This is a genomic window from Njordella aestuarii (assembly GCF_056494165.1).
In genome coordinates this window covers 4,750,249-4,773,441 of record NZ_CM151397.1, presented here as the reverse complement: position 1 = coordinate 4,773,441, position 23,193 = coordinate 4,750,249, and the positions used below count along the sequence as shown (strand labels likewise).

Annotated in this window: 21 protein-coding genes; 5 read left to right on the top strand and 16 right to left on the bottom strand. The window is 49.9% G+C overall.

Annotation, left to right across the window (positions count from 1 at the left end; translation table 11 throughout):
• The first annotated feature begins 105 nt into the window (after nt 1–105).
• Nucleotides 106–921: an inositol monophosphatase family protein gene (locus tag SH451x_RS18855; RefSeq protein ID WP_479358577.1), complete on the top strand. Its 816-nt coding sequence runs from the start codon at nt 106–108 to the stop codon at nt 919–921.
• Between the two features lie 18 nt (nt 922–939).
• Here the strand turns inward: SH451x_RS18855 and pheA are convergent, their stop codons facing one another.
• Nucleotides 940–2,025: a prephenate dehydratase gene (gene pheA, locus SH451x_RS18850; protein ID WP_479358576.1), complete on the bottom strand. Its 1,086-nt coding sequence runs from the start codon at nt 2,023–2,025 to the stop codon at nt 940–942.
• Between the two features lie 331 nt (nt 2,026–2,356).
• On the opposite strand from pheA, the gene dnaK reads away from it, so the two are divergent.
• Nucleotides 2,357–4,282, top strand: coding sequence for a molecular chaperone DnaK (dnaK, locus tag SH451x_RS18845; RefSeq protein ID WP_479358575.1), 1,926 nt, complete (start codon nt 2,357–2,359; stop codon nt 4,280–4,282).
• 224 nt (nt 4,283–4,506) lie between these two features.
• Complete coding sequence (locus SH451x_RS18840) at nt 4,507–5,910, top strand: DUF4832 domain-containing protein (RefSeq protein WP_479358574.1); 1,404 nt, start codon at nt 4,507–4,509, stop codon at nt 5,908–5,910.
• Between the two features lie 267 nt (nt 5,911–6,177).
• Here SH451x_RS18840 and SH451x_RS18835 read toward each other — a convergent pair whose 3' ends face one another.
• The 9 genes from SH451x_RS18835 to SH451x_RS18795 all read right to left on the bottom strand — a co-directional run bounded on the left by SH451x_RS18835 (nt 6,178) and on the right by SH451x_RS18795 (nt 15,000).
• Complete coding sequence (locus SH451x_RS18835; RefSeq protein WP_479358573.1) at nt 6,178–6,366, bottom strand: hypothetical protein; 189 nt, start codon at nt 6,364–6,366, stop codon at nt 6,178–6,180.
• Entirely contained in the window at nt 6,363–6,833 is a 471-nt protein-coding gene (locus SH451x_RS18830) for an ATPase (protein ID WP_479358572.1), read from the bottom strand. The genes SH451x_RS18835 and SH451x_RS18830 overlap by 4 nt, the downstream gene beginning before the upstream one ends.
• Before the next feature lie 33 nt (nt 6,834–6,866).
• Entirely contained in the window at nt 6,867–7,445 is a 579-nt protein-coding gene (locus SH451x_RS18825; RefSeq protein ID WP_479358571.1) for a Uma2 family endonuclease, read from the bottom strand.
• A 288-nt stretch (nt 7,446–7,733) separates the two neighbouring features.
• The gene (locus SH451x_RS18820) at nt 7,734–8,642 is read right to left on the bottom strand and encodes a universal stress protein (RefSeq protein ID WP_479358570.1); all 909 of its coding nucleotides are present in this window, start codon (nt 8,640–8,642) and stop codon (nt 7,734–7,736) included.
• Nucleotides 8,643–8,781: 139 nt separating this feature from the next.
• Nucleotides 8,782–10,161, bottom strand: coding sequence for a SulP family inorganic anion transporter (locus SH451x_RS18815; RefSeq protein ID WP_479358569.1), 1,380 nt, complete (start codon nt 10,159–10,161; stop codon nt 8,782–8,784).
• A gap of 244 nt (nt 10,162–10,405) precedes the next feature.
• The gene (locus SH451x_RS18810; RefSeq protein ID WP_479358568.1) at nt 10,406–10,819 is read right to left on the bottom strand and encodes a hypothetical protein; all 414 of its coding nucleotides are present in this window, start codon (nt 10,817–10,819) and stop codon (nt 10,406–10,408) included.
• Nucleotides 10,820–10,981: 162 nt separating this feature from the next.
• Nucleotides 10,982–12,265 (bottom strand): tyrosine--tRNA ligase, encoded by a 1,284-nt coding sequence (tyrS, locus tag SH451x_RS18805; protein ID WP_479358567.1) that lies wholly within the window; start codon nt 12,263–12,265, stop codon nt 10,982–10,984.
• A gap of 95 nt (nt 12,266–12,360) precedes the next feature.
• Nucleotides 12,361–13,119 carry an IspD/TarI family cytidylyltransferase gene (locus SH451x_RS18800; protein ID WP_479358566.1) on the bottom strand — a complete coding sequence of 253 codons (759 nt, stop codon included), beginning with the start codon at nt 13,117–13,119 and terminating at the stop codon, nt 12,361–12,363.
• 129 nt (nt 13,120–13,248) lie between these two features.
• Nucleotides 13,249–15,000 carry a hypothetical protein gene (locus SH451x_RS18795; protein WP_479358565.1) on the bottom strand — a complete coding sequence of 584 codons (1,752 nt, stop codon included), beginning with the start codon at nt 14,998–15,000 and terminating at the stop codon, nt 13,249–13,251.
• Between the two features lie 295 nt (nt 15,001–15,295).
• Between SH451x_RS18795 and SH451x_RS18790 the strand changes: the two genes are divergently transcribed.
• Nucleotides 15,296–15,751, top strand: a complete 456-nt coding sequence (locus SH451x_RS18790; RefSeq protein ID WP_479358564.1) for a flagellar export chaperone FliS — start codon at nt 15,296–15,298, stop codon at nt 15,749–15,751.
• 21 nt (nt 15,752–15,772) lie between these two features.
• On the opposite strand, the gene SH451x_RS18785 is transcribed toward SH451x_RS18790, so the two are convergent.
• The 3 genes from SH451x_RS18785 to SH451x_RS18775 form a co-directional block, all read right to left on the bottom strand.
• Complete coding sequence (locus tag SH451x_RS18785; protein WP_479358563.1) at nt 15,773–16,816, bottom strand: Gfo/Idh/MocA family oxidoreductase; 1,044 nt, start codon at nt 16,814–16,816, stop codon at nt 15,773–15,775.
• Nucleotides 16,817–16,894: 78 nt separating this feature from the next.
• Entirely contained in the window at nt 16,895–17,392 is a 498-nt protein-coding gene (locus tag SH451x_RS18780) for a transcriptional regulator (protein WP_479358562.1), read from the bottom strand.
• A gap of 80 nt (nt 17,393–17,472) precedes the next feature.
• Nucleotides 17,473–17,967 (bottom strand): MarR family winged helix-turn-helix transcriptional regulator, encoded by a 495-nt coding sequence (locus SH451x_RS18775; protein ID WP_479358561.1) that lies wholly within the window; start codon nt 17,965–17,967, stop codon nt 17,473–17,475.
• 194 nt (nt 17,968–18,161) lie between these two features.
• Between SH451x_RS18775 and SH451x_RS18770 the strand changes: the two genes are divergently transcribed.
• On the top strand, nt 18,162–19,589 hold the full coding sequence (locus SH451x_RS18770) for an NAD-dependent malic enzyme (protein WP_479358560.1): 1,428 nt from the start codon (nt 18,162–18,164) through the stop codon (nt 19,587–19,589).
• A 27-nt stretch (nt 19,590–19,616) separates the two neighbouring features.
• Here SH451x_RS18770 and SH451x_RS18765 read toward each other — a convergent pair whose 3' ends face one another.
• From SH451x_RS18765 to SH451x_RS18755, 3 genes are read right to left on the bottom strand one after another with little or no spacing between them, the layout of a single operon-like run.
• Nucleotides 19,617–20,798, bottom strand: a complete 1,182-nt coding sequence (locus SH451x_RS18765) for a type III polyketide synthase (RefSeq protein WP_479358559.1) — start codon at nt 20,796–20,798, stop codon at nt 19,617–19,619.
• Complete coding sequence (locus SH451x_RS18760) at nt 20,795–21,961, bottom strand: NAD(P)/FAD-dependent oxidoreductase (protein WP_479358558.1); 1,167 nt, start codon at nt 21,959–21,961, stop codon at nt 20,795–20,797. Before SH451x_RS18760 ends, SH451x_RS18765 begins: the two co-directional genes overlap by 4 nt.
• Entirely contained in the window at nt 21,958–22,668 is a 711-nt protein-coding gene (locus SH451x_RS18755; RefSeq protein ID WP_479358557.1) for a methyltransferase domain-containing protein, read from the bottom strand. The genes SH451x_RS18760 and SH451x_RS18755 overlap by 4 nt, the downstream gene beginning before the upstream one ends.
• Nucleotides 22,669–23,193: the final 525 nt, after the last annotated feature.

Below are 23,193 nucleotides of genomic sequence, written 5' to 3'. Positions count from 1 at the left end.
GGCCGCTTGTTAATTGGCACTTGGGGTGGCCAAAATTGGGATTAGCGGTAACCATTCAAGCAATAATTGTGGTCGAGATTTTGCTCCTTTTGTATGGTTTTGGACATGCCCGATTCTAAGTCGATCGATACGGTAGACACTCGTTTGTTTCATTACGAGGCAATGGCAAAACGGGCAGCGCGTGAAGCTGGTGAAGTCATCAAAGCGATGCTCTATTCTGCTACGGTTCATGAAAAATCTTCCAAAGATTTGGTTACAGACGCCGATATTGCTGCTCAGCAAGTCATCCAAAAAATATTGCTTACAGAGTTTCCTGGGCATGGTTTTGTTGGGGAAGAGGAGGATGCCGCTAAAGATCTCCGGCAGTCCAAGCAAGTACCTTGTTGGGTAGTCGATCCAATCGATGGTACTGCCAATTACGTTCATCGACTAAATAACTTCGCCGTCTCAATTGCTTTAGTAGAAAATGGGAAATCGTTGGTTGGGGTGGTTTACGACCCAATGGCCAACGAAATGTTTTCCGCCGTTCTAGGGCACTCGGCAACGCTCAACGACTGCACAATTGAACCAAGTCGTTGTACCATCATGTCTCAGGCGTTAGTTGCTGCAAGTTTTCCACCTAATATTCGAAGAGACGCTGTTGAAGTCGAGCACTTTTTGAACGTGCTAGAAGCTGCACAAAGCGTGCGACGTTTGGGGTCCGCGGCATTGAATCTTTGCTTCGTGGCCTGCGGTCGGTTAGACGGATACTGGGCGAATGTTGTGAGACCTTGGGATGTCGCTGCTGGAGCACTAATCGCTCAGCAAGCGGGGGCCATGCTGACGGCGCGCGACGGTTCAGAGTTTGATCTTGAACAGGCCGATTTAACTGTCGCTGCCAATCAGCAATTGCACGCAGAGCTTTTGCAATACTTGAAATAAGCAGCAAACTGCATGACGTTACGTTAGCGGAACTGCTTTTGGATAGGAGCCCAGCCACTCGAATCGAATTGTTTGTTTAGAAAGATTTTCGAGGGCTGACGTGACCTTCGGATTCTGACGATGGCCATCCAGTTCGACAAAGAATAAGTATTCGTTTGGGTTTCCGCGAATCGGAAATGACTCGATCCAAGTCAGATTAAGTCCGAAACTTTGAAAGGTTTGCATTGCATCCGCAAGTGCACCCGAGCGGTGCGGAATCTGAAACATTATGGAAGTCTTGTCGTTGCCCGTGGGTTGTGGTTGGTTTCGGCCGACTACGGCAAATCGCGTCACATTATTATGAACGTCTTCCACGTTTCGCGCCAGAAGCTTCAAGCCATAATGAAGCCCTGCTTCGTAGGATGCAATGGCCGCGATTTGAGGATCCTGCGCCGCCAATTCCGCTGCCGCTGTAGTGCTCGACAGTTCCAGGGTTTTTACCGAAGGTAGATGCGTTGCCAGCCACTTCCGGCATTGTGAAAGCGCCTGAGGCTTGCTGCAGATTGTCTTGATCGCAGAAATCTCCCCCTGCCCCAGCAAACAGTGATGGATGGGAAATAGGATCTCGCCGCAAATGCCAATCGGCGAATCAGCAAACGTTGACAAGGTATCAATCACTCGACCGTCGGTCGAATTTTCTATCGGCACAACACCGAAATTCGACCTGCCAGACGCGACATCATCAAATACTGTCGCAATTGAGGTCACGGCCGTGAGGTCGGCTGCTTCTGAGAAGTAACGTGCAGTCGCCAGATAGCTATACGAAAGGGGCGGTCCCAAATAGGAAACGCGCGGCCGATTCGCATCGCAGTACAGGCTCGCTCCAACAACGACTCGAAGCAATGAATGGACGACGTCAGGCGGAAACTGATCCAAGAGCTGAGCCGCCTCGGGTGTTTTCAATAGCTCCGTTACGTGTTGGGAAACGTCCCTAGAGATACCACTGTGTAGCGATTCTTTGGCGACAAACTCTTGCCGTTTTCGCAGCAAAGTTAGCAGCGATCGATCCAACTCAATAAGCCCTGACTGGTCTGGGGGTTGGTCATTGCGTAGTGGGTCGGTCATCGGTGCTCCAGCAACTCAAAGAAAACTGAATTCTATTTTGGTCAGCGAACGGCAACTGTCAAAATGGCAAGTGTAGACTTGACCGTCGCGTAATCAGAGGCCGACGTCAAGCTGCCAAAATTTTTGTGCAGATTTCAATCGGCCTTAAATGCAAGAGTTTAACTAGGTCGACCATCTTGGGGCACTCCCCAGAGCGTCAATTGTTTGGACTCTGGCACGCAGCTTGCAAAGTAGGCAGAAGACCTATGTTTTATGGCAAAAACGAGGTTTTAGGAACTCGCAAATTCGATAGACGCAAGTCTGATAAACAAAATAACTGGAGAATTCAACAATGGCTTCTGGCGAAAAAATTATCGGAATCGACCTGGGTACGACCAATTCCGTCGTCGCGGTCATGGAAGGTTCTGAGGTCAAAGTAATTCCGAACGCCGAAGGTAATCGTCTTACCCCCTCGGTCGTTGCGTTCAATGACAAGGGTGAAACGATTGTCGGCGAGCCTGCTCGTCGCCAAGCCGTTACGAACCCTAAACGCACGGTTTCCTCAGTGAAGCGCTTCATGGGGCGGCGTCATGCTGAAGTAGAATCAGAAGAGAAAATCGTGCCTTACGAAATCGTAGGCGGGGCGAACGAGTACGTTAAAGTCGGTATTGGCGATCAACAATACACTCCGCAAGAGATTTCGGCAAAGGTGCTTCGTAAGCTCAAAGAAGCAGCCGAAGCGTACCTCGGACACCGCGTCAGCAAAGCCGTGATTACCGTGCCAGCTTACTTCAACGACGCTCAACGCCAAGCGACCAAAGATGCTGGTCAAGTCGCTGGCCTGGAGGTTGCGCGTATTATTAACGAACCAACCGCAGCCGCTTTGGCCTATGGCTTGGATAAGACGAAGGATCAGAAAATCGCTGTGTTCGATTTGGGTGGTGGTACCTTCGACGTTTCTGTCCTTGAAGTTGCTTCCAGCGGCGACGAAGAGTCCAAGAGCAAGGTCTTTGAAGTGATCAGCACGAGTGGAGATACTCACTTGGGCGGTGATGACTTTGACCAAACGCTTGTCAATCATGTTGCCGATCAGTTCAAGAAAGAAAACGGTACAGATCTTCGCAAGGAACCGATGGCACTGCAGCGTCTTCAAGAAGCGTGTGAAAAAGCCAAGAAGGAATTATCCTCAGTTCCGCAAACTGATATTAACCTGCCCTTCATCACGGCTGATGCGTCTGGTCCAAAACATCTTCAAGTGACCATCACCCGCGCGAAGTTTGAAGAATTGATCGACCCGCTCGTGGAACGACTTCGCAAGCCGGTTCTGCAGGCGCTCGAAGATGCAAAGTTGAAGCCTGCCCAGATCGACGAAGTTGTCTTGGTCGGGGGCTCTACTCGCGTACCGAAGGTGCGAGAGATTGTTAAGTCGATCTTTGGCAAAGAACCTCACCAGGGAGTGAACCCGGACGAAGTCGTCGCTGTAGGCGCCGCTATCCAAGGCAGCGTTCTGTCAGGTGATCGCCGCGACGTGTTGCTGTTGGACGTAACGCCGTTGACTCTGGGTATCGAAACTGAAGGTGGAATTCTGACGGCCTTGATCGAGCGTAACACGACGGTGCCAGTAGAGAAGAAGAATACCTTCTCGACTGCTGCTGACTCACAGACTGCGGTCACGGTTCGTGTGTTCCAGGGCGAACGTAAGATGGCTCAACAGAACCGTTTGTTAGGCGAGTTCAACTTGGAAGGCATTCCGGCAGCTCCGCGCGGAGTCCCGCAAATTGAAGTGAAGTTCGATATTGACCAAAACGGTATATTGAACGTCTCGGCAAAGGATCTTGGATCGGGCAAAGAGGCAAGTGTTCGCATCGAGCAAAGCAGCGGGCTTAGCAAAGACGAAATCGAACGCATGCGTCGTGACGCTGAAGAGCATGCCGACGAAGATCGACGTAACTTCGAGCTCGCAGAAGCGAAGAATAAAGGTGAAAACCTCGTCTATCAACTGGAAAAGACCATCGCGGAGCAAGGCGAAAAGCTAAGCGATTCCGACAAAGCGCCGCTTGAATCTGCGATCAAATCGGTTCGTGACGCTATCGCAAGTGGCGACGTTGAAAAGATCAAGTCGACAACCAGCGATCTAGAGCAAGCTTCACATGCGTTCAGCAAGACCCTGTATGAGAAGACAGCGGCTGCTGGCGGCGGAGATGCTGCCCCCGGCGGCGCTCAAGCTTCATCCAGTGGTGACGATGATGCAATTGATGCCGAATTTGAAGTGAAGTAAGCGATCTCTTCGCATTAAATTGATACGACACGTTCAAGAGCTTTCCCTTGCAGGAGGGCTCTTTTCGTTTGTGCATCCAATCTGGATCGAATAAGGTTAAACTAGTGGCTCCAGTAATGACTAGTGGCTCCAGTAATGACCAGCTACTGGTCCCCCTCGATTCGGTAGTTCAGAACTCTACCTGCCGAATTCACAGTTGCTTACCTTAACATTAACCTACCCCGATGTACCGAATATTATTCTCTGCCATTTTGAGTTGCTTCGTTCCAGTCGGTTTAACATGGGGCGAGACTTACGAGCTTGCCCCTTCGCCCAGTCCTGCGGACAATCCACTAAAGGGGCTCGTGCCTTATGCGCGTCCATTCCCAGACCGATTTCCACATAGCATGGAATTCAACTACATCGCTCTTTCGCAATTGATGGTTGGGGAGAACAAATTTGAGTGGCAACCATTGGAAGACTTGTTGAACGATATCGCTTCACGTGGCAACCAGTCTGTTATTAGAATATTTGTCGAGTATCCAGGTAAGAAGGAAGGCATTCCACAGTTTTTGATCGATGGTGGGTTGAAGGTGCATCGATATCTCAATACGAACACCGCCCCCTTCCCTCCTACCGAAGTAGCGACGCCGGATTACGAAGACAAGAACCTGCGAGCTGCACTTCAGAAATTCATTTCCGCCTTCGGGGAAAAGTATGACGGGGATGCTAGGTTTGGTTACATAACCGCCGGTCTGTTAGGCACATGGGGCGAGTGGCATACTTATCCTCGCAACGACTTGTGGGCAAGCAAAGAAGTTCAAACGGAGGTCTTGGAGAGTTATGCAAAACATTTTAAGAAAACTCCGGTGCTACTTCGTTATCCTGCCGGCAAAGATCACTATGCCCATGCTCCGAATGTGGGTTACCCCTTTGGCTATCATGATGATTCATTCGCCTGGGCCACCTTGGACACCGGCAAAGAAAGCGACAACTGGTACTTCATGCCTTCAATGAAGGCAGCGGGGGCGCTTGATAAGTGGAAAGAGCAGCCGATTGGAGGCGAGATACGGCCCGAGGCATGGGGCAAAATTTTCGACGACAAATCGCAGTGGCCTGAGCAGGCGCAGAGTTTTAGAGAGTGTGTTGACAAGACACATGTAACATGGTTGATGGACACGGGACTTTTTCGAGAAAAAGCATCGTCGAGTCGGTATGAGACAGCGATCAAAGAAGTTCAGCGGATGGGTTATGACTTTTTTATTGATCAGGCGACCATCGAATTTGAGTCATCAAGCAAGATTTCGATTGAGATTTCGGTTAGAAATCAAGGTGTAGCGCCATTTTATGCTGACTGGCCAACATGGGTTCGGATACAAGACGAATCGGGCAAGGTAATACTAGAACAAGAGGTTGAAGATTTTAAGTTGCGAGGTATTCTGCCAAGCGATACACCCGAGAAGAGAGGGGCGCAAATTGATATGAGTGAAGCAAGTTTGGCGTCGCTTGATTCCGACAGCGAAGGTTGGTTGGTATTGATAGGCATAAAGAACCCACTCAGCAACGGCAAGCCCCTCCGTTTCGCCAATGAAGCCCAAGACCAGCACCTCCCCAACTGGCTGACACTCGGAAAAGCCAAGCGTGATTGACGCAAGTTGACTCTTCGAAAAAACTTTAGAGTGCGGTGAAATTATCGATTAGCGATAAGCAATAAAGAAGGCATACGCGAGATTTGTTTTGTTTCTAGCATATTGCAGTTAGTGTCGGCGGGTGATGGGAATTCGAAACAATTGTTCCGCCTCGCGGAACAATTGTCGCAACCACGTATGCTGTTCGTGTGGTCTTGGTGTATACTTACGAATGCTTAAATCGTTGGTTTGGCCACAGGTCGTGAGGGAAAAAATTGGAGATAGTGGTCATTGTTTCGACGCTTGCTTTTTCAGCTCCTCGGCAGTGATGCGAACACGTTTTCCGTCCTGCAAAATCACAACCGCGGTATTCGTTTGAATCGCAACGTTACGGGCTTGGTCAGCCGCGCGCTGTAACGCTGCCAATGCCATCTTTGCCTTTGAGTCAATAGTTTGCGCGGTATTTATCTTGGTCATGAATTAGTTCCTTCGTCGAGCAAAATCGGCATTGCACCAGAGTTGTCAAATAAGATCCAAAAGTCTACTTCCCCTTGATACAACGACTTAAAGTTTCTTAGGCCAGCATCAAATCGACGACGGATCACTGGTTCCGGTATGTTATGTCCGCCTTGCCTCACACGCTCTGCAACGCGTTCAATTGCGGTTTCAACATCGCTTAACATCAGAAAGTAAAGTTCAACTCGATATCCACCATCGCGCCAGCGACGAATCTTCTGGAGATAGCTACGCCCAGCTAAAGTGGTTTCGAGTGCAAAACTTTCACCCAGTGCTTCGCATTTCGCCAATTTTTGCAGCATCAATTGCCCAGCCCACAAGGCCGCTGACTCCGGCGCGAACGGTGATAGTCCTGCGGCGATGAGATCAGCGTTGATAAATTTTGGGCAATTGGCCTCAGCCGTCAGAAATGATCTCGCAAACGTCACCAATCGTTGTCGTTTTGTTTTTCCAACCAGTATCTATCCAGACTCAAAACTGACTTTGTCGTAAACGTCGCATAGTGCAAGTGGTTGCGCTAGACTTGCGAGTTGCAAGATCTTGTTGATACCAACTACTTCGCGCAACAACCAAAGCTCGTCTTCGGTGCGTGTATGTTGCTCGACTCTCGCTTCGTCTTGCCAGAAAACAAGGTACTCTTTGAGCGAGGGAATCTGGCGATAATGGCCGAACTTTGTTCCTCTGTCAAAATCCGCAGTGCTTGGTGAAAGGACCTCAGCCAGTAAGACCGGATTCGAGATAACTTCCTCCGACTCGCCTTCGATAGGCGGACACACAACCGACACATCAGGATAAGCTTGATAGCCTGTCGCCTTGATCAGCACTCGCATGTCGCTCCCGTGCACCTGACAATCACGTCCCTTCAGCAAATGCCCAATAGCTCGCGCAGCATTTGTTCCGATTAGGCTATGGCGACGAGATCCGCCTGCCTGCGAAAAGACCTCGCCAGCGTAAAACTCGTGCCTTTCAGTCTGTTCTCGCTCCCAGGCTGCGTACTCCGCAGCGGTCATTTTCAGGTCAAGCTTTTCTGCACTACTCATCTTATCCTCCGAATCGGATGTTAGCACCAAGGATACTTTGTTAACAGTGTACACCACCAATATAACAAGATTCGCAGAGAGACCTATGGCATCAGGTTTCACCGACCCTGTGTTTAGTTCCTACGGACAACCGTTAGCATATCGATGAACAAAATTCCAAGTGCAATATTGATTACAAGCGACAAACGGCCGAAATAACAGCCGGGTCGAAGTCCCGACGAGCACTCGTCACGGTCGGTAGTGTTAGCCCGATGGCATCAGTCTAGCAATAGTTTAGTGATCGATGGTTTAACTGTGAATATCCGCGTCTGTTTTGCGCCAGAGTTCTTCGCTGGTAAGGACTTCGAAAATGTTCATTTGCGCACCGCGATGCTTGATTGCTAGAACGGGCACTGGAGATTCCATCATCACCTGCGACGTCTCACTGCCTAACAGAACCGCGGCGGCGCGGCTACGACCACGAGTGTTTAGCACAATCAAGTTATGATCTTGTTCTACAGCAAATCGCAGGATCGTTCTCGCAACATTGCTGCCCTCCTCTATCTGTTCATCAACTCGAACGCCATAGGTGTTGAGCGGTCGGACAAACCGCGAAAAGGCCGCACTTTCTTCTCCCCGTTTGACCGTATCGTGATCATCAAATCGAAAGACCGATGAATCGTAGTAAACGTGCAGTCCATAACATTTATCTAGACCCATCTTGCTAGAAATTCCAGCGGCAATAGACAAGCTGTCGGCGGAGTGGCTCGAAAAATCAACCGGCGCAAGCACTCGGCTGATCTTGCATGCTGCTGTGTCAGGGACCATCCAAACAGAAGCTTGTGAGATCATCGCCAAGCGACGCGCTAGAGCTCGCTTACCACTACTACGTTTTGTGTTATGCCCAAGAAGGATAGCGCCAATTTCTTTGCGCTCGATGTATTCGCAAAGAGCATCTTCACGGGCACCGGTCAGGACGGCGAACGCGACGCCGGGTGGGCTACTTAACTTCGCTAACAGTGGCCTTACTGTTGCCTGTAGCTCGCCCAAGAGCGATTCAAAATCCTCCCGATGAGTGTCTGAGTTGTCGTTAACAACATGCACAAATTCGAGTTGATTCACAATTCCATGCTCGCACAGCATGCACGCGTACTCGACTAGCTTTAAGTCGCTATCCGTCCGCATCAAGCCGACTACCATTCGCTCAAGTGATTTCATCTGAGAGGCCTTTTTGAGGTTTAACTTCCAATATCATCTAATTGCTGGTTAATGAGGATTGCCACGCAAATATTGGACGCGTGTATTAGCAACCAGCGCAGTATTCGGGTTTTTGCTGATCGTACTCTTCGTGCAGCAACTACTTCATCGTAGGTCCAGTTGGAGCCGGCAGATCGTCTGATTGTACTACTTTGCGTGGCTTATCAAAAAACTTAAAGAGTAATCCGTAGATAATTAACGCCGACAATACGCCAATCAAAAAGTCTGTCAGCGGAACCATGACGGCTGTGAAGATCATCAAAAGTGTGTGGAATGTACCGTGATGTAACACTTCGCGAATTTCCGAAGGTTTTACCATGTTCGTTGCGACCCACAGCAAAATCCCACCTATTGCAGCCATTGGGACAAGTTCCAGCCACGAAGCAAGGAACATTGCCATCAGAATCTTCAGCACTCCTTTAAAGTAACCTGCGAACGGCGTTACCGCTCCAGCTTTAATGCTTGTTGCGGTTCTTGCTAGTGCGCCGGTACATGGGAAGCCATTCACCAACGGCGTAATAATTTGGACCAAACCTTGTCCCCAAAATTCCTTATCAGGATTGAAGGGCGTCTTTCTGTTATCCGCAAGTCTGTCAGCCATCGACGAGCAAAGTAGACTTTCGACTCCAGAAACAAATACAATCGCGATAACAAAGTAAAAAATATCGAATATGACGCTCGACGTTACTTCAGGCAGTTGCGGAGGAGTGAAGACAAAAAAGTTGGTCGGGATCGAGCCATACTTGTCTTGGACAACACTGATTCCCATGCCCGACCACACCGTAGCTGCCATCAACGTACAAAAGGCCAATGCGACCAATGGAGCTGGGATGAAGATTGAAATCCTCAGCAGTATCTTAGTGATCGCAAATGTTCCAATGGCTAGTATGAAAGCGTAGATATTAAATTCGCCGATATGCTCGAAGATAAGCCTCATCTTCTCAAAGAATTCACCTCGAATCTCCGTCTTGATTCCAAGAACTTCACCGATATTGGAAAGTGCGATGGCGACGGCGATTCCAATGGTGAATCCAACGATAATGGAGTTCGGGACAAGTTTTGCGTATTTACCAAGCCCCAATAATCCCATGATCATCAAGATCACACCTGCGATGATGGAACACAATACAAGAAATCCATGCGCTTGATCGATGTTTGCGCCATCTGGGCCCGAGTATTTCAAGATCAGTGCGCCAATCACGGGAATAAATGCCGCTGTCGGACCATAGACTTGATACTTTGATCCGCCCCATGTCCTTCCAATTATGCAAGCGAGTGCGCCCGCGATAATTCCTTGTTCGGGTCGCAAGTTCATAGCGATCGCGAATCCCATCGCCATCGGTATTGCAGTCAGAGCTACTATTAGTCCAGCGCTGAAGTCGCGGTAGAGCGTCGACTTCCATGTCTGGCGATTTACGTCTTCAAACCTGCTGTCCCAAAACGTATTGAACAGCCTTAGTCGTGCGAGCACGTCTTTCATCACACAAATTCCATTTCAGATCTTAGATGGTTTTAACGGTGGCGTAATAAGTTTTGCAGCGAATTGCTTCAAGACTTTCTGTGCAAAGCTCGGACGCGAGTATGTGCGATAATTGTGAGCTTCGCGGCGGTTCGGTCGAGTTCCTGCTAGAAAACGACCGCGAGCAATTCAACCCACGAACTAAAAAGCACGAGCCTACAATCGAATAGACCGAACGTACGATCAGAATCTGATTCGGAATGAATCAGCGACGCAGATGAGCCCCGCAACCATTGCGAAGCATGTATTCAGTAGCAAACGCGGATCCGTGGGCGACTGGCCGATTCGAATTGATTTGAAAGCGAATCAACGCGACCGCCTTAGAAACCATACGCTCGCACTGACGACGGAACCGGCGCTCACTAGGGATTGCTGTTGACGAGTCCTCTGACGGAGTCTCTGTCGAATTTGCAGAATCGCTAGAGGTTTCTTGCGGACTAGTATTTTCTTCCACGGGCGATTCCGAAATCGGAACGCAGGTCAGCGCGTTTTCAAAGTCGCCAACCGGTAAGAATTGCGGACGGATGCAATTGCCAAATGCAATGGAAGTGCACACCATTACCACACATAGACGCAGAGCTAATGCTCGCGTTGAAAGTGATTTTAGTTGTGCCTGCATGCTCAGCTTTCTCCTGCCCTACATTTGGTCCAAAACAGGAGCCAACTATCCATTTTAGCAGTGCAACGATTTCAGAACAACGCCGAAGTGCTGAATAGGCAAGTAGCACGCTATTCGTTTTAATTCGCGAAAGCAGACGAAACGCGAGACTACAAGAAACGCTCAATGGAAGCGGATAATCGCATACTTTTTCTTTCCACTGCGTAAGACGATGGAGGTCTCGCCAACAATGTCGGCCGTTGTTAAAGCGCGGTCGACTGAGCTTTCGCGGCGGTTGTTAATGTAGATACTGTTCGCTTCGATCGCGCGTTTGGCTTCGCTTTTAGATTTTGCAAGGCCCGTTTGTACAATTGCATCGATCAGCGTGAGTGCGTTATCGTGCAGTGATGCACGTGCTATTTCTGTATTTGGGACATCGTGGAAGATTGAATTCAGTTCGCGACTAGTAAGTGCGTCTATCTCGCCCCCAAAGAGAATTTGACTAGCGCGTTTAGCAGATTCCAAGCCGTCGACTCCGTGAACCATCTGTGTTAGGGATTCCGCCAAGCGGCGCTGCGGTATTCTTTCATGCGCGCGTTCCGCGGGCAGGCTTTCAATCTCAACAAACTCTTTATGTTCAAGGTCAGAAAGCAAGCGGATCACATTCAGTACATCGCTGTCGGCGACATTGTAAAAGTACTGATAAAATTCATATGGACTGGTGCGATCGGCATCCAGCCATACAGCACCCTTCTCCGTCTTGCCCATTTTGGTACCTTCGCTAGTTGTTAGCAAAGGACATGTCATGCCGTAAAGCTGCTTGCCGAGCATACGTCGGCCGAGATCGATACCGGCAGTAATGTTGCCCCACTGGTCGCTTCCACCAACTTGCAGCTGGCAGTCATGATGCTTGGCAAGAAAGACAAAGTCATATGCTTGGAGAAGCATGTAGCTGAACTCGGTATAGCTGATACCTCCGTCATCACGTTCGATACGGCTCTTTACACTGTCTTTGCCTAACATGACGTTGACTGGGAAATTTTTGCCAACGTCGCGGAGAAAGTCGAGAAAGCTGAAGGATTCCATCCAGTCGAAATTGTTGACCAAAATTGCGGCGTTGTCCCCTTCAAAGCTCAAGAAACGCGATACCTGCTTACGAATCCCCTCCACGTTCTTTTGCAGCGATTCCCTATCAAGCAGATTCCGCTCGGCTGATTTTCCACTTGGATCACCAACCATCCCCGTTGCTCCGCCAATCAGGCAGATCGGGCGATGGCCTTGCAACTGAAATCGCCGCAGCAACGTCAAGGGCAGCAGAGAGCCGACGTGCAATGAGTCAGCGGTAGGATCAAAACCAGCATAAATCGAAGCAGGTGTCGCGAGCAATTTTTCGATTCCCGCGGGGTCAGTGCTCTGCTTTATCAGACCTCGCCAGTCTAACTCGTGTAATATTCCGTTTTCTGCCATCACAATGCCGTTGAACCACTAAAGTGCCAGGGAAAATCGCATTAGAACTTCAAACGTGACAATTGAGTATCCCGCTTTGCCTCAGCCGTTCGAAACTAACATGTTTCTTTTAGGAACGATTCAGCGAGCTGCAAGTCTGCCTGCGTAGTGACTTTGATATTCGACGGCGCGTCTTCGCAAATTCGAACTTTGTGTCCCGCCAACGCGATCAATTGCGCATCATCGGTCAACTGACCTGCTGCCAAAGCGTGGTCAATGAACGCGGGCGAATAGACTTGTTGCAACCATTCCGAACGAAAGACTTGAGGAGTTGAAGCTTGAAACAAGTTTTCTCGCGATACGGTCTCACAAATCACGCCGTTGCGGTCTGTGCGCTTGATAGTTCCCCACAACCGCTGAGCTAAAATAGCACCTCCAAAGTTACCTGCTTCCTGAAGCACGCGTTCAATCGCCTGAACACTAATACAGGGACGTGCGGCGTCATGAATCGCAATCAAGTCATGCGCCAAACTGGCATCTGCTTCGTGATCGTCTACGATCTGTTGAATTGCATTCTGGACACTTGCCCAACGTTCAATTCCGCCAGGCACTAGCTTAACGTCGAACTGATCCAGATATTCAGAATACTCTGCTCGAAATTTGGAGAGCACATCAACCGACAGGGCCATGTATATTCTACCGACACTGTTAACCGCACGAAATCGATCGATGCAATGTTGCCAGAGGGGCTTGCCCATCAGTTCTACGAAAACTTTGCTGTCAGTTGCTCGCTTCTCTCCTAGGTGACCGCTAGCGGACTGTAGGAATCGCGACGAACGGCCGGCAGCAGCAAGTACAACAAGCGTTTTTAGCATCGAAGGTTTTGAGGGAAAGCTATGAAAGCTCAATCGGGTTGTAAAATGTGGTGCTTGTTGTCGGAAAAATTGCAAACAGATGTTCCGGAGAGCTATTCCCTTCCATATGCCCGCCAGAGTACAGAAACATTAATTTCTGCGGATGCTAAAGGATGTGTAATGCAAACCAGTATCATCCTCGCTAACAAAGCCACCCGAAGGTGCTAAGTGTTTTCGAATCACATCAAAAGGAGGCAGTTGATGCTTTTGCAACGCATTGTTCAGCGCTGAAAGAACAGGGTTGCTCTCTGCCATTTCCGCAAGCCGGTCACGATTGCTTGGGTCCGCCGCCATATCATAAAATACGCGTAGGGACTCTTCGGGCCTCGACATTGTTAGGCCGCATATATTCATTCCTTCTACCTGCGACTCAATCCGTTGTTTGATGACCTTGTACTCCAACGAATCAAGCATGAGGCCAGATCCGGAATCGTACGTCTGGCACACAAGTTCAAGCGAACGAAGCGCGTCACTAATCAGAATACGATCATCTAAAAAGACGATCGCTGGATCTGGAACCCGCGGACCATCATTATTTTGGCTCATCTTCAGATGATAGACATCATGGTCCCCGATCTTGACCTGCTCCCAACGTTTATCGTTTTGCTTTAATACAGCAAAGATCTTTGGCATGGTGTCTTGTTCGAACTTGGCCGAGTTCTTGAGCCTGACAGCAAAAACGTTCGAGCCGGCATTGACTTTAGCAGGACGAAGAAAGACCTGAGCCATCGAGATTCGGTCGTCAATTTGTTCTAGGACATCCTTCTCGAAATCTAGCTTCAATTGTTTGGAAGCAGTATCGATCACATTGGTCTTGAACGCGTCCGGGCCTTGGAAGGTGTCAACTAAACTTTGAATAGCCGCGATTGTCGGCTGTGTTCTCCAGTTGATCGTCATGTAAGTCCCGACTTCTTCGCTCACCCAAGTCTCTGGATCGATCGGTCCTTCTTTCGGACGTACAACTGATAGCACACCACGGCGTGGAGAGCCTAACAGGAGGTGGAAATGAGCGATAGAGTCAAAGTCTTCCGGCGCTAGAATGACGCTTCCGCCAATACCTTTAATGCCGTCGATACCCAACGGAGGAAGCATAGCAAAAACCGCAGTGGCACCAGCATTTTGCTTGCTCGCTTCTTTTGCGATGCTTAACGGGTCGACATAGAAGGAGATCTGTGGTCGCTCGCCGGCTGTCCCGGTGCAGCGCGACAGAATCGTGACAAAATCTGATTTGCTGGCCAGCGACTTGTGCCCGATAGAATTATCCGTCCATACCGCTGCAACTTGGCGAAGAATGTCAATGTTGTTGCTAAAGACAAAAACACCTTGATCGATGAAGTAAGCCGAATCGCGATTCCATCCTAGGTTTGGCGTTGCATTGGAGATCTCCAAGAACGAGACCTTCTCCTTCTTAACTCCTTCGCTCCGATTTCTAGTCGCACGAGCAAGAAGTATCTCCAATTCAGGCATGCGGTCTCGCGCTTCGATCAGAACGCACACCGCCGGGGCTTCTTCTGTTGGGATTACAGCAATGGCGAGTTCGCCTTGCGGTATTTGTAACACTTCGTTGATCGTGAGTCCGACTTCCTCTTCAAAATTCTTCGCTGCCTCGATCAGCGAACTATAAATTTCTTGAAAGAGAGGGCTGATTTGCGGATCCGACATCAACTGCCCTGTCGACGTCTTGTTCCACTGCGTTTGCAGTTGTTGCACGTCATCGACTCGGAGATAGGCCAAGGTCGTGTCAGGGAAAAGTTGAGGAGCAGTCGGACGCTCAGCAAAAGCTTGAGTGCAAAATGCAAAGATTGTTAGGCAGGTCAAAAACAACCTTGTTGGGTAACGCATAAGATTTCTCATTGGGGGCGCGGAGGGAGTTACAAACATTTTACTTGAACGACGCCCTACAAGCCATCACCGAGGTCAACAGCAAAAATTGGTTGGCTGTGACGACTGCGGAAGATAGTGTGGATTTTACGTTTGGATAGTACAAGCGTCGTTTCTAAGAAAAAGGAAGTTCATTGACGATTTTGGCCGATAACGTTTCGGAAGACCTTGGGAGTTCGAATCGGTTAAAACAGATCGAAAACCCAGGCATTCGTCATCTATTCGCCAAACTTCAACGAATCTTTGAATCAAAGTTATGAGCGCTGAGACCTTTCTTGAACTTGACGTCCAATCGAGTTCTCCAGCTAGACTGCGATTGCTGCTAATTCAGAAAGCTGTTGGACTGTGCGAAGGGGTGCAGCAACAATGGGAGTCGGGCGACTTTAACGCGTCGACCCAATGGACAATACGAATTCGGGACATCCTAATCGAATTGTTAGATGGCGTCACCGACGAGAACAATCCTGCAGCACAATCGGTTTGTGACCTTTACGTCTACCTCGTTCAACTACTCGACCAGTCAACTGGCAGCCACGACATTGACGGACTTCGCAGCCTGCAAGAAGTTCTCCTTATTGAACTTGAGACTTGGACGATGTTTGTTCGAAGCGAAACTGCGCAAACAACGACCCCAAGCGGCTTTGAATCATCCGCCGTAACGCTCGACCATCTGAATGTCGATCAACCGATGTCTCTGGATCTTCAAATGTAGAGGTTCTTTGCGGCTTGTTTCTTAAAGCGTTTCAGTCGTGCCGGAGATTACTGAAGCTTCAACCGCTTTACAAATTCGAACTGCGTTGCTGGCGTGCTTGGCCGACAGCGGGCTGTCCTTTTCTGAGCCACCTTGGATCAGGTTGATGAATTCGGATATCTCCGCAACGAATCCATCGATGTCGTCTTTTGGAGGCAGGTCTACAGTGGTTGCCTTCCCGCCTGAGTCGTATTCGAACAGGCCAAAAGTTGCGGCGCCTGCACTGTGAGCGGCAAACTCGAACGACAGTACGGCGCGTTCGAACTGGATCTCGTAGCCGTGGGTGAACATTCTAGCATCGGAATTGCAAACTCCACTCGCCGCGGTCGCCACCTGCTGTCCGTCAGGAAAACGGTACAGCATTTGGGCATATTGAGCGACATCACCGCGTTGCCAGCCAGCTGCAGTAACATTCGCTGGTGTGCCAAATAGCAGCTGCAGGAAATGCGCGTCATGAATATGCAGATCAATCATCGGACCACCGACCTTGGCGGCATTATAGAAGTCGGGAATCCAAGTTGGATCGGAGATGATTCGTTTAAAGTGCGCGCTCAAAATTCGCCCGTGCTTATTCGAGCGCGCGACCGACAGCGCGTATTCAAACGGCCCCATGTATGGCAAGACGTGTGCGACGGCTAAAGTACGGCCATGAGCAGCAGCAACGTTCAGCATTTCCTCACAGTCGGCTACATCTAAAGCCATTGGTTTCTCGCATAACACGTGTTTGCCCATTTTCAAAGCGGTGATAGCGACTTCTCTATGCATTGCTGGCGGCAAACAGATATCGATGGCATCGATTTCGGGTGATTCCAACAATTGTTGCCAGTCTGAATATGTAGCAATGCCAGTCAAATCGACTCTTTCCCCAGTGGGGCCAAAGTTGCCTTTGATATCCGTCCAATCCCCAGCAGCTTTCTTAGGATCGCGGGTACAGATTGCACTGACCTTGGCAGCAGTCATGCGTTGGTACGCCAGATAATGGATCCAGCCCATGAATCCGATGCCGATTAATCCCACACGAAGCATATTGTCCAGCACTTTCCTTCGACCCAATTTCAGAACAACCAGCTATTATGGACCAACCGATTGCTAGCTGCCAGATGGCTATCGAGGTTTGTGCGGTCGGTGGGGAGCTTGTTCACTGCTCAGTGATTCATAGATCCGTAAGATCCTTACACGGTCACGCGTTTTGTACTCACGCGCGATGCAGGCGAGCTCCCAGGCGGTGGCTTGTCCAAATTTTTTCCAAGCGAAACTAAGCTTCTCACGCTTGCCCGATTCCGTCTTCCAAGCTGCGCAATAGGCTGGATACGAGTTACCGTTTTCGTCATAAGTAATCGCGATATGGACACCTACAATACCAGTTTGATTTCTCGGCGACCGAGTTTCGCGTGTCGTTAGTCGAGCTGGTAACTCCTTCTTCAAATCGCTGTAACGCTGAAGTGCAGCGGCCTTCGATAGTTCAACGGATCCATAACGCCGGTCTGAAAAAAACTCAGTGCGTCGCTCCCCTTGTCGGCATATTCGCATCATCCATCCGTGCGTGGATGATTTTGTAATGTCGATGCGAGTTATACCGACCGTTTTCGCTGGCTTTGACATAGTTTTTTAACCAATCACGTCGCGGCGCTGATGGCGGCGAAGATAATGCCTCACCTGGTCAAAAAGTTATTATGGAAACGTTAATCGTTCAACCAGTCACATGATTTGTCTTCGTGCGGCGTTCTAGCCAACTTTAACAACTGAATTAAATCGCGTTTCTGCACCTTGCTTAGATGTCCAAGTTGCTTCGTATGCATTTCTGCAACATCTTCATCAAGTTTGTTGAGGAGTTCAAGGCCGTTTTCTGTTAGCAATACTTCTACGACGCGGCGATTGGCTGCACGTCGCTCGCGGGTAATCAGCAGCCGGGCTTCCAATCGATCAAGCATTCGGGTGGTATCTGGGCCCCTTGAAATGAGCCGCCGCCCAAGAGCAAGCGTCTGCATTGAACCGGGAAAGACCGAACGGAGCAGTCGCAAAGCATTGTACTGCTGCGCGGATAGCTGATGCTTTGAAAAAAGTTGGTCTTCGACTGCCTTGAGGCAATCGTAAGTACGCCATAAATTAAGGAATGCCTCCTGTTCTATGGAATCAAAACGCTTGTCATTCCGTACTGCTTTTTTAAGTGTTGCCATGGTCTTAATCTATACGCTGGGCAAAATGGTCGTCAAGACAAAGGTTGTCGAAACGACTTCGATCACAGCTCAACGGACCAGCAGCCATTTAGGATTCGTACGAATTCTGTTACGCTTTCTGAGCACAAATCAAGCTAGCTTTAAATCCGTCGTTTCGGCGGATGACTTTAGGAACGTTCTACAATCAATCGCCAATGTCACATCACAGCCCCGGATATAGTCTTTCCATACGACTTCAATACCCCGACACACCCGGTTTTCTAGGCAAACTGACTTCGCGAATAGGCGAAGCGAATGGGATGATTGGCGCGATCGACGTCGTCGGTTCTCGCGACGGACGCATCATCCGCGATATAACGGTCAGTGCTACGACAGTCGAGCACGGCCAAGAGATCGTCAACAGTTTGCGTGAAATGACGGATCTGGACATTATTCATGTCTCGGACCGCGTCTTCTTGATGCACCTAGGTGGCAAGTTAGAAATTAATCCCCGCGTGCCGATTAAGACGCGCGACGATCTTTCCATGGCTTACACTCCTGGCGTTGCGCGTGTGTGCACTGCGATTTACGAAGATCCGGAATCAGCATTCACGTTGACGATCAAGAAGAATATGGTCGCAGTTATCAGTGACGGTTCGGCAGTCTTGGGGCTGGGAAACCTTGGTGCTCGCGCTGCCATGCCTGTAATGGAAGGCAAAGCGATCTTGTTCAAAGAGTTTGGCGGCGTCGACGCTTTCCCGATATGCCTCGACACCCAGGACACCGAAAAGATTATTGAGACATGCCGCTTTTTGGCGCCGACGTTCGGAGGGATCAATCTCGAAGATATCTCTGCACCGCGCTGTGTGGAAATCGAAGAGCGATTGGAAGCAGAACTTGATATTCCCGTCTTTCATGATGACCAACATGGAACCGCGATTGTGGTGCTTGCGGCACTTACCAATGCGTTAAAGTTGGTCAAGAAGCAAGCGGAAGACATCAAAGTCGTTATTAATGGAGCCGGTGCGGCGGGCGTTGCGATCTCTAAATTGTTGCTGGCCGTTGGTGTCAAGCATATTGTCGTTTGCGATCGCAAGGGAGCGATTCATCACGGCCGATCGGACATGAACGTTTTGAAAGACTGGTTGGCCGCGAACACGAACCAAGACAAGAAGTCCGGCAGTTTGAGCAATGTCATGCCGGGGGCAGACGTGTTCATCGGCGTCTCCTCCAAAGACTCGCTCAGCGTCGATGATGTGAAATCGATGGCCAGGGATGCCATCGTTTTTGCTCTCGCAAATCCAGACCCTGAGATCAGCCCTGCTTTGGCAGCTCCGTACGTCAAGATTATGGCTACCGGACGTTCCGACTACCCAAACCAGATTAACAACGTATTGTGCTTTCCAGGTTTGTTTCGTGGCTTGTTAGACGTTCGCGCCCGAGAAGTAAACTTGACGATGAAGGTAGCGGCAGCTCAAGCTATTGCCGACGCAATTCCTGAGAACGATCTGTTGTCCGACTATATCGTGCCTAGTGTTTTTGATCGTCGCGTTGCCACGGCCGTGGCGGAAGCTGTGGCACGGGCTGCCATTGAGACCGGTTCGGCACGTCGAACCCAAGTTCCTGGAATGAGTGCAAGCTGATTTAGGTGCGCCGGTATATTTTCAAAACTAAGTAGCAGTTTCAAACAACGCCGCTTCTATGCAAAGTCCAGGGCCAAACGCAAGCATGACTTGGCGATCACCTAGCGCACGTTTTGCGTTGAGCTGCTCAAGAAGGAACAGGACGGTTGGTGACGACATGTTGCCGTAGTTGGCGAGAATGTCGAGTGATGGCTGGAGTTGGGCTTCGGTCAGGCCCAATGCCTCCCCCACTGCGAGGATGATTCTTGGGCCGCCTGGGTGGACAATCCAACTGTCGATTTCGCTGATGGTCACGCCGAATCGCTCCAACCATTGCGTTAGCCAAGTCGAAAGGTGCTCTTGGATCAGGTCTGGAACTTTCGGCGACAGCGTCATCTCAAATCCGTTATCACCAATTTTCCAGCTCATCATATCGTGAGAATCTGGCAACAGGACTGAACCAGTGCCAATCAAGTCGATAGTAGAGCCACTTCCTAGTTCTAGTTTTAAAGGCTCTGTTTCGGGTTTGGTTTCACCTTGCGATGATCCGAGGACTACGGCGGCGGATCCGTCCGAGAAAAGCGCGTTGGCTACAAGTTGTTGCGGTTCGTCGGAATATTGCTGATGAAGGCTGCAGAGTTCCGTGGCACAGAGCAGAACCTTGGCATTTGGCTGCGATTCACAAAACGACTTGGCAACGCGTAACCCGTTGATCGCTCCATGGCATCCCATAAAGCCAACATTCGTCCGAGCGATCTCAAGTGACAGCCCGAGTTGTTTTATTAGCTGGATGTCCAGTCCAGGCGCATTGAAACCGCTGCATGAGACGGTCACGATATGAGTGAAAGCTTCAGGAGCGGTGTGGCTACGTTCGATGGCTTGGCGGCAAGCCTCAAGCGCAAGCGGGATCGCGTATTGCTCATAGGCATCCATCCGTTCTGCAGTGGTGGGCCCTTTAAATGTCTGATCGGTCCGCGGTGAGTAAAACGACTGGTACTGTTCGGTGCGGGAGTACTCTCGTTCGAGTAAGACGCTTGATCGATGTAAAACACCCGTTTGTCGATAAAGTGTTGGCAAGGATTTCTTGTAACGCGAGCTAATGCCAAGTTGGACGGCCAGTTCCGCCGCATCGGACTGGGAAATCCTAAACGGTGGCGTTGCCGTACCGATCGAAATCAATTTGCAGACAGCAGTCTCGCGTGGAGGCGACGAATGTGTATGTGTGCTCACGCGCCGCTCGCCCAGTGCATTGCTCGGCGCCGAATGACGGGAGCTAGGTTGCACAGACGGGCTGCAAAACGTGCCATCATCATCGAACGGATCATTTGGGTTGTTATTTTGCAGGTCCATTGGCTTTGAAAAACTTCTCGGTGAAGTACGCGTCTCCATTGGTCGATCGCGGCAATTGACCAACGATCGATCGCTTCTAAGGCCAGCGGCAAGATGGCTTCGGCGGACGCCATAGCCCACGACATGCCCTCGCCTGTAAACGGTTCGACATAACCAATGGAATCACCGACGAGCAGGATGCGCTCGCTGCCGATGATATTCGACGTGCGAGTTAAAAGCGGTGTAGAGACCACTCGCACATCGTGCCAGTCTTGCGGAGCGAATTTCACGCCACATTCGGTCAATATGTTCATTATCAGATGTTCTGGACGAATTTGCCTGTTTATCATGCATGGGTCGACTGCGGCGGCGACATCGATTAAGCCACTCTCGATCGGGGCAACACCTACGTAACCTGCGGCGGTTACTGCCATCGATAAGGTGCTGGGGCAACAGTCGATTTGCGATGGTCGCAGTAGACAATGCAACCCGATTCGGGAACCTTGAGAGACGCTTTGCTGAAACTCATCTAGTTTTGCCAAGCTCGACTGTGTCATGCCGTCGGCAGCTACTACAAGTTTTGCTTCGACAGTACAGTCACGACCATGTTCGGACTTTAGAAGTATTCTGCGACGTCCAGTATCTTCATACTCTGACAGAGGGAGTACAACAGCCTTGCATTCTTGCAGCACTTCAGCACCCTCGGAAATGGCGCTCGCGGCAAGTTCCGTATCAAAGGCTGCTCGGCTTGTCGCCAACATTTTCGGCATTGGCCAGTCATAGTGCAAATCGCTTAAACGCAGCTGAATTCGATCCAAAGTCGAGCCCGATAGGGCTGAAATGCGGCCCAGCAACTCGTGGCGATGCAGAATGTTCTGACCTCGTTGATTGAGGCAGCAACCGCAGACTTTATGTCGAGGGAAACGTTTCGACTCGACTAAGAGCACTTTGACATTGTGTCGTGCAAGCAGGTTCGCAAGTAAACCACCTGCGACACCTGCCCCGATAATCACGCAGTCCCACTCGGGTGCAACATTTTCAATGCTCGCTGTTTTGAGACTCACAAACGCCTCCAGACCAATTGAAAACGTTGCGGCCAGTGTCGACTAATTTCAAAGTTTGAAAAACCAGCATTCGACGCCAATCGACTCACTTCTTCGATTGAGTACGCCGCACGAACAGATTGGGGACCATCAAAGTGAACGATCTCTGAACGCGACAAAAGTCTGCAACCAATTTGAGCAAGCCAGTAGCCCGATCGCGACCGCACTAGATCATCTACGACAACGCATTGCGTAGCGAGCGACTCCATTTTTTTCAAAAGTTGCCATCCTAGTTCTTCAGAAAAGTGGTGCAAAAACAAGTTGCAGTAAACGACGTCAAATCGTCCCAGCGACTCAAGCGATGCGAAAACATCGTGCTGCTGAAATCGTAATGCGGAGCCAGCTACTTCCGTGAATGCGTGCTTGCCAATAGCCGAATTAATGGCCGTTTGAGAAATGTCAACTCCCAGCATATCTACGCTTGAGTAATAACGACGTAACCGGGTCATGACGCTGCTCGTGACGTCCCCTGCTCCACACCCAATGTCCAAGACAGATAACCGCGAAACGGCGGAAAATCGTTGGCGAATTGCGCTGGCTATCTGCTTACCACTACCGCTCCACCAATTGATTCTGCGCAACCCTGCTAAAGCTTGATTATGCTTGCCGATGTCCAAATGCGGATCATCCATCAGCTCGGGAACAAGGGTTCGTTTGGAAAGGTTCATCGGTTTTGGTAGAATCTTGCTCCTGGGTAGTGCTATTGTGCAGGTGGTTCCGGCGGGGCTTCAAGGCGTACCTTCACGGTAGCAAGTCTACAAGTGTGGGCAATCGATGGATGAAGCCACCACATGATTGTGGTTGTTCCGAGGCATTAGCGATACGCGTAAGAAAAGTTGTTCAAAGTAATGACCGACTTGAACCCTCGAACGAAATTACGATATGATGAGTACTAGAATCGACGTGAGAATCCGTGAGAAGACGTGTAAATGCAATCTGCCCTCCAACGAATCAGACATCGCCGAAAAACATTGCGTTGGTTCGTGTTTTTGCAGTTTCTTCTTGCGACAATCTTATTGATTTGTCCTTCGTCAAGCTATCTTCGACTCGAAGTGGAAGTGATTGAGGCGAAAGAGTTGATCTGCCACGAGACAATTTTCATCGCCCGAAATAATCGAGGATTTCGCTTAAATCCTCACCCGCCTTCCGCATCGAGGATTTGCAGTTTTCGTCCTGTGACACTTAGGCCAATT

Excerpts from the sequence above, each read along its gene's own strand:
- SH451x_RS18855 (WP_479358577.1), top strand. The coding sequence starts at position 106 with ATGCCCGATTCTAAGTCGATCGATACGGTAGACACTCGTTTGTTTCAT.
- pheA (WP_479358576.1), bottom strand. The coding sequence starts at position 2,025 with ATGACCGACCCACTACGCAATGACCAACCCCCAGACCAGTCAGGGCTT.
- dnaK (WP_479358575.1), top strand. The coding sequence starts at position 2,357 with ATGGCTTCTGGCGAAAAAATTATCGGAATCGACCTGGGTACGACCAAT.
- SH451x_RS18840 (WP_479358574.1), top strand. The coding sequence starts at position 4,507 with ATGTACCGAATATTATTCTCTGCCATTTTGAGTTGCTTCGTTCCAGTC.
- SH451x_RS18835 (WP_479358573.1), bottom strand. The coding sequence starts at position 6,366 with ATGACCAAGATAAATACCGCGCAAACTATTGACTCAAAGGCAAAGATG.
- SH451x_RS18825 (WP_479358571.1), bottom strand. The coding sequence starts at position 7,445 with ATGAGTAGTGCAGAAAAGCTTGACCTGAAAATGACCGCTGCGGAGTAC.
- SH451x_RS18820 (WP_479358570.1), bottom strand. The coding sequence starts at position 8,642 with ATGAAATCACTTGAGCGAATGGTAGTCGGCTTGATGCGGACGGATAGC.
- SH451x_RS18815 (WP_479358569.1), bottom strand. The coding sequence starts at position 10,161 with ATGAAAGACGTGCTCGCACGACTAAGGCTGTTCAATACGTTTTGGGAC.
- SH451x_RS18810 (WP_479358568.1), bottom strand. The coding sequence starts at position 10,819 with ATGCAGGCACAACTAAAATCACTTTCAACGCGAGCATTAGCTCTGCGT.
- tyrS (WP_479358567.1), bottom strand. The coding sequence starts at position 12,265 with ATGGCAGAAAACGGAATATTACACGAGTTAGACTGGCGAGGTCTGATA.
- SH451x_RS18800 (WP_479358566.1), bottom strand. The coding sequence starts at position 13,119 with ATGCTAAAAACGCTTGTTGTACTTGCTGCTGCCGGCCGTTCGTCGCGA.
- SH451x_RS18795 (WP_479358565.1), bottom strand. The coding sequence starts at position 15,000 with ATGCGTTACCCAACAAGGTTGTTTTTGACCTGCCTAACAATCTTTGCA.
- SH451x_RS18790 (WP_479358564.1), top strand. The coding sequence starts at position 15,296 with ATGAGCGCTGAGACCTTTCTTGAACTTGACGTCCAATCGAGTTCTCCA.
- SH451x_RS18785 (WP_479358563.1), bottom strand. The coding sequence starts at position 16,816 with ATGCTTCGTGTGGGATTAATCGGCATCGGATTCATGGGCTGGATCCAT.
- SH451x_RS18780 (WP_479358562.1), bottom strand. The coding sequence starts at position 17,392 with ATGTCAAAGCCAGCGAAAACGGTCGGTATAACTCGCATCGACATTACA.
- SH451x_RS18775 (WP_479358561.1), bottom strand. The coding sequence starts at position 17,967 with ATGGCAACACTTAAAAAAGCAGTACGGAATGACAAGCGTTTTGATTCC.
- SH451x_RS18770 (WP_479358560.1), top strand. The coding sequence starts at position 18,162 with ATGTCACATCACAGCCCCGGATATAGTCTTTCCATACGACTTCAATAC.
- SH451x_RS18755 (WP_479358557.1), bottom strand. The coding sequence starts at position 22,668 with ATGAACCTTTCCAAACGAACCCTTGTTCCCGAGCTGATGGATGATCCG.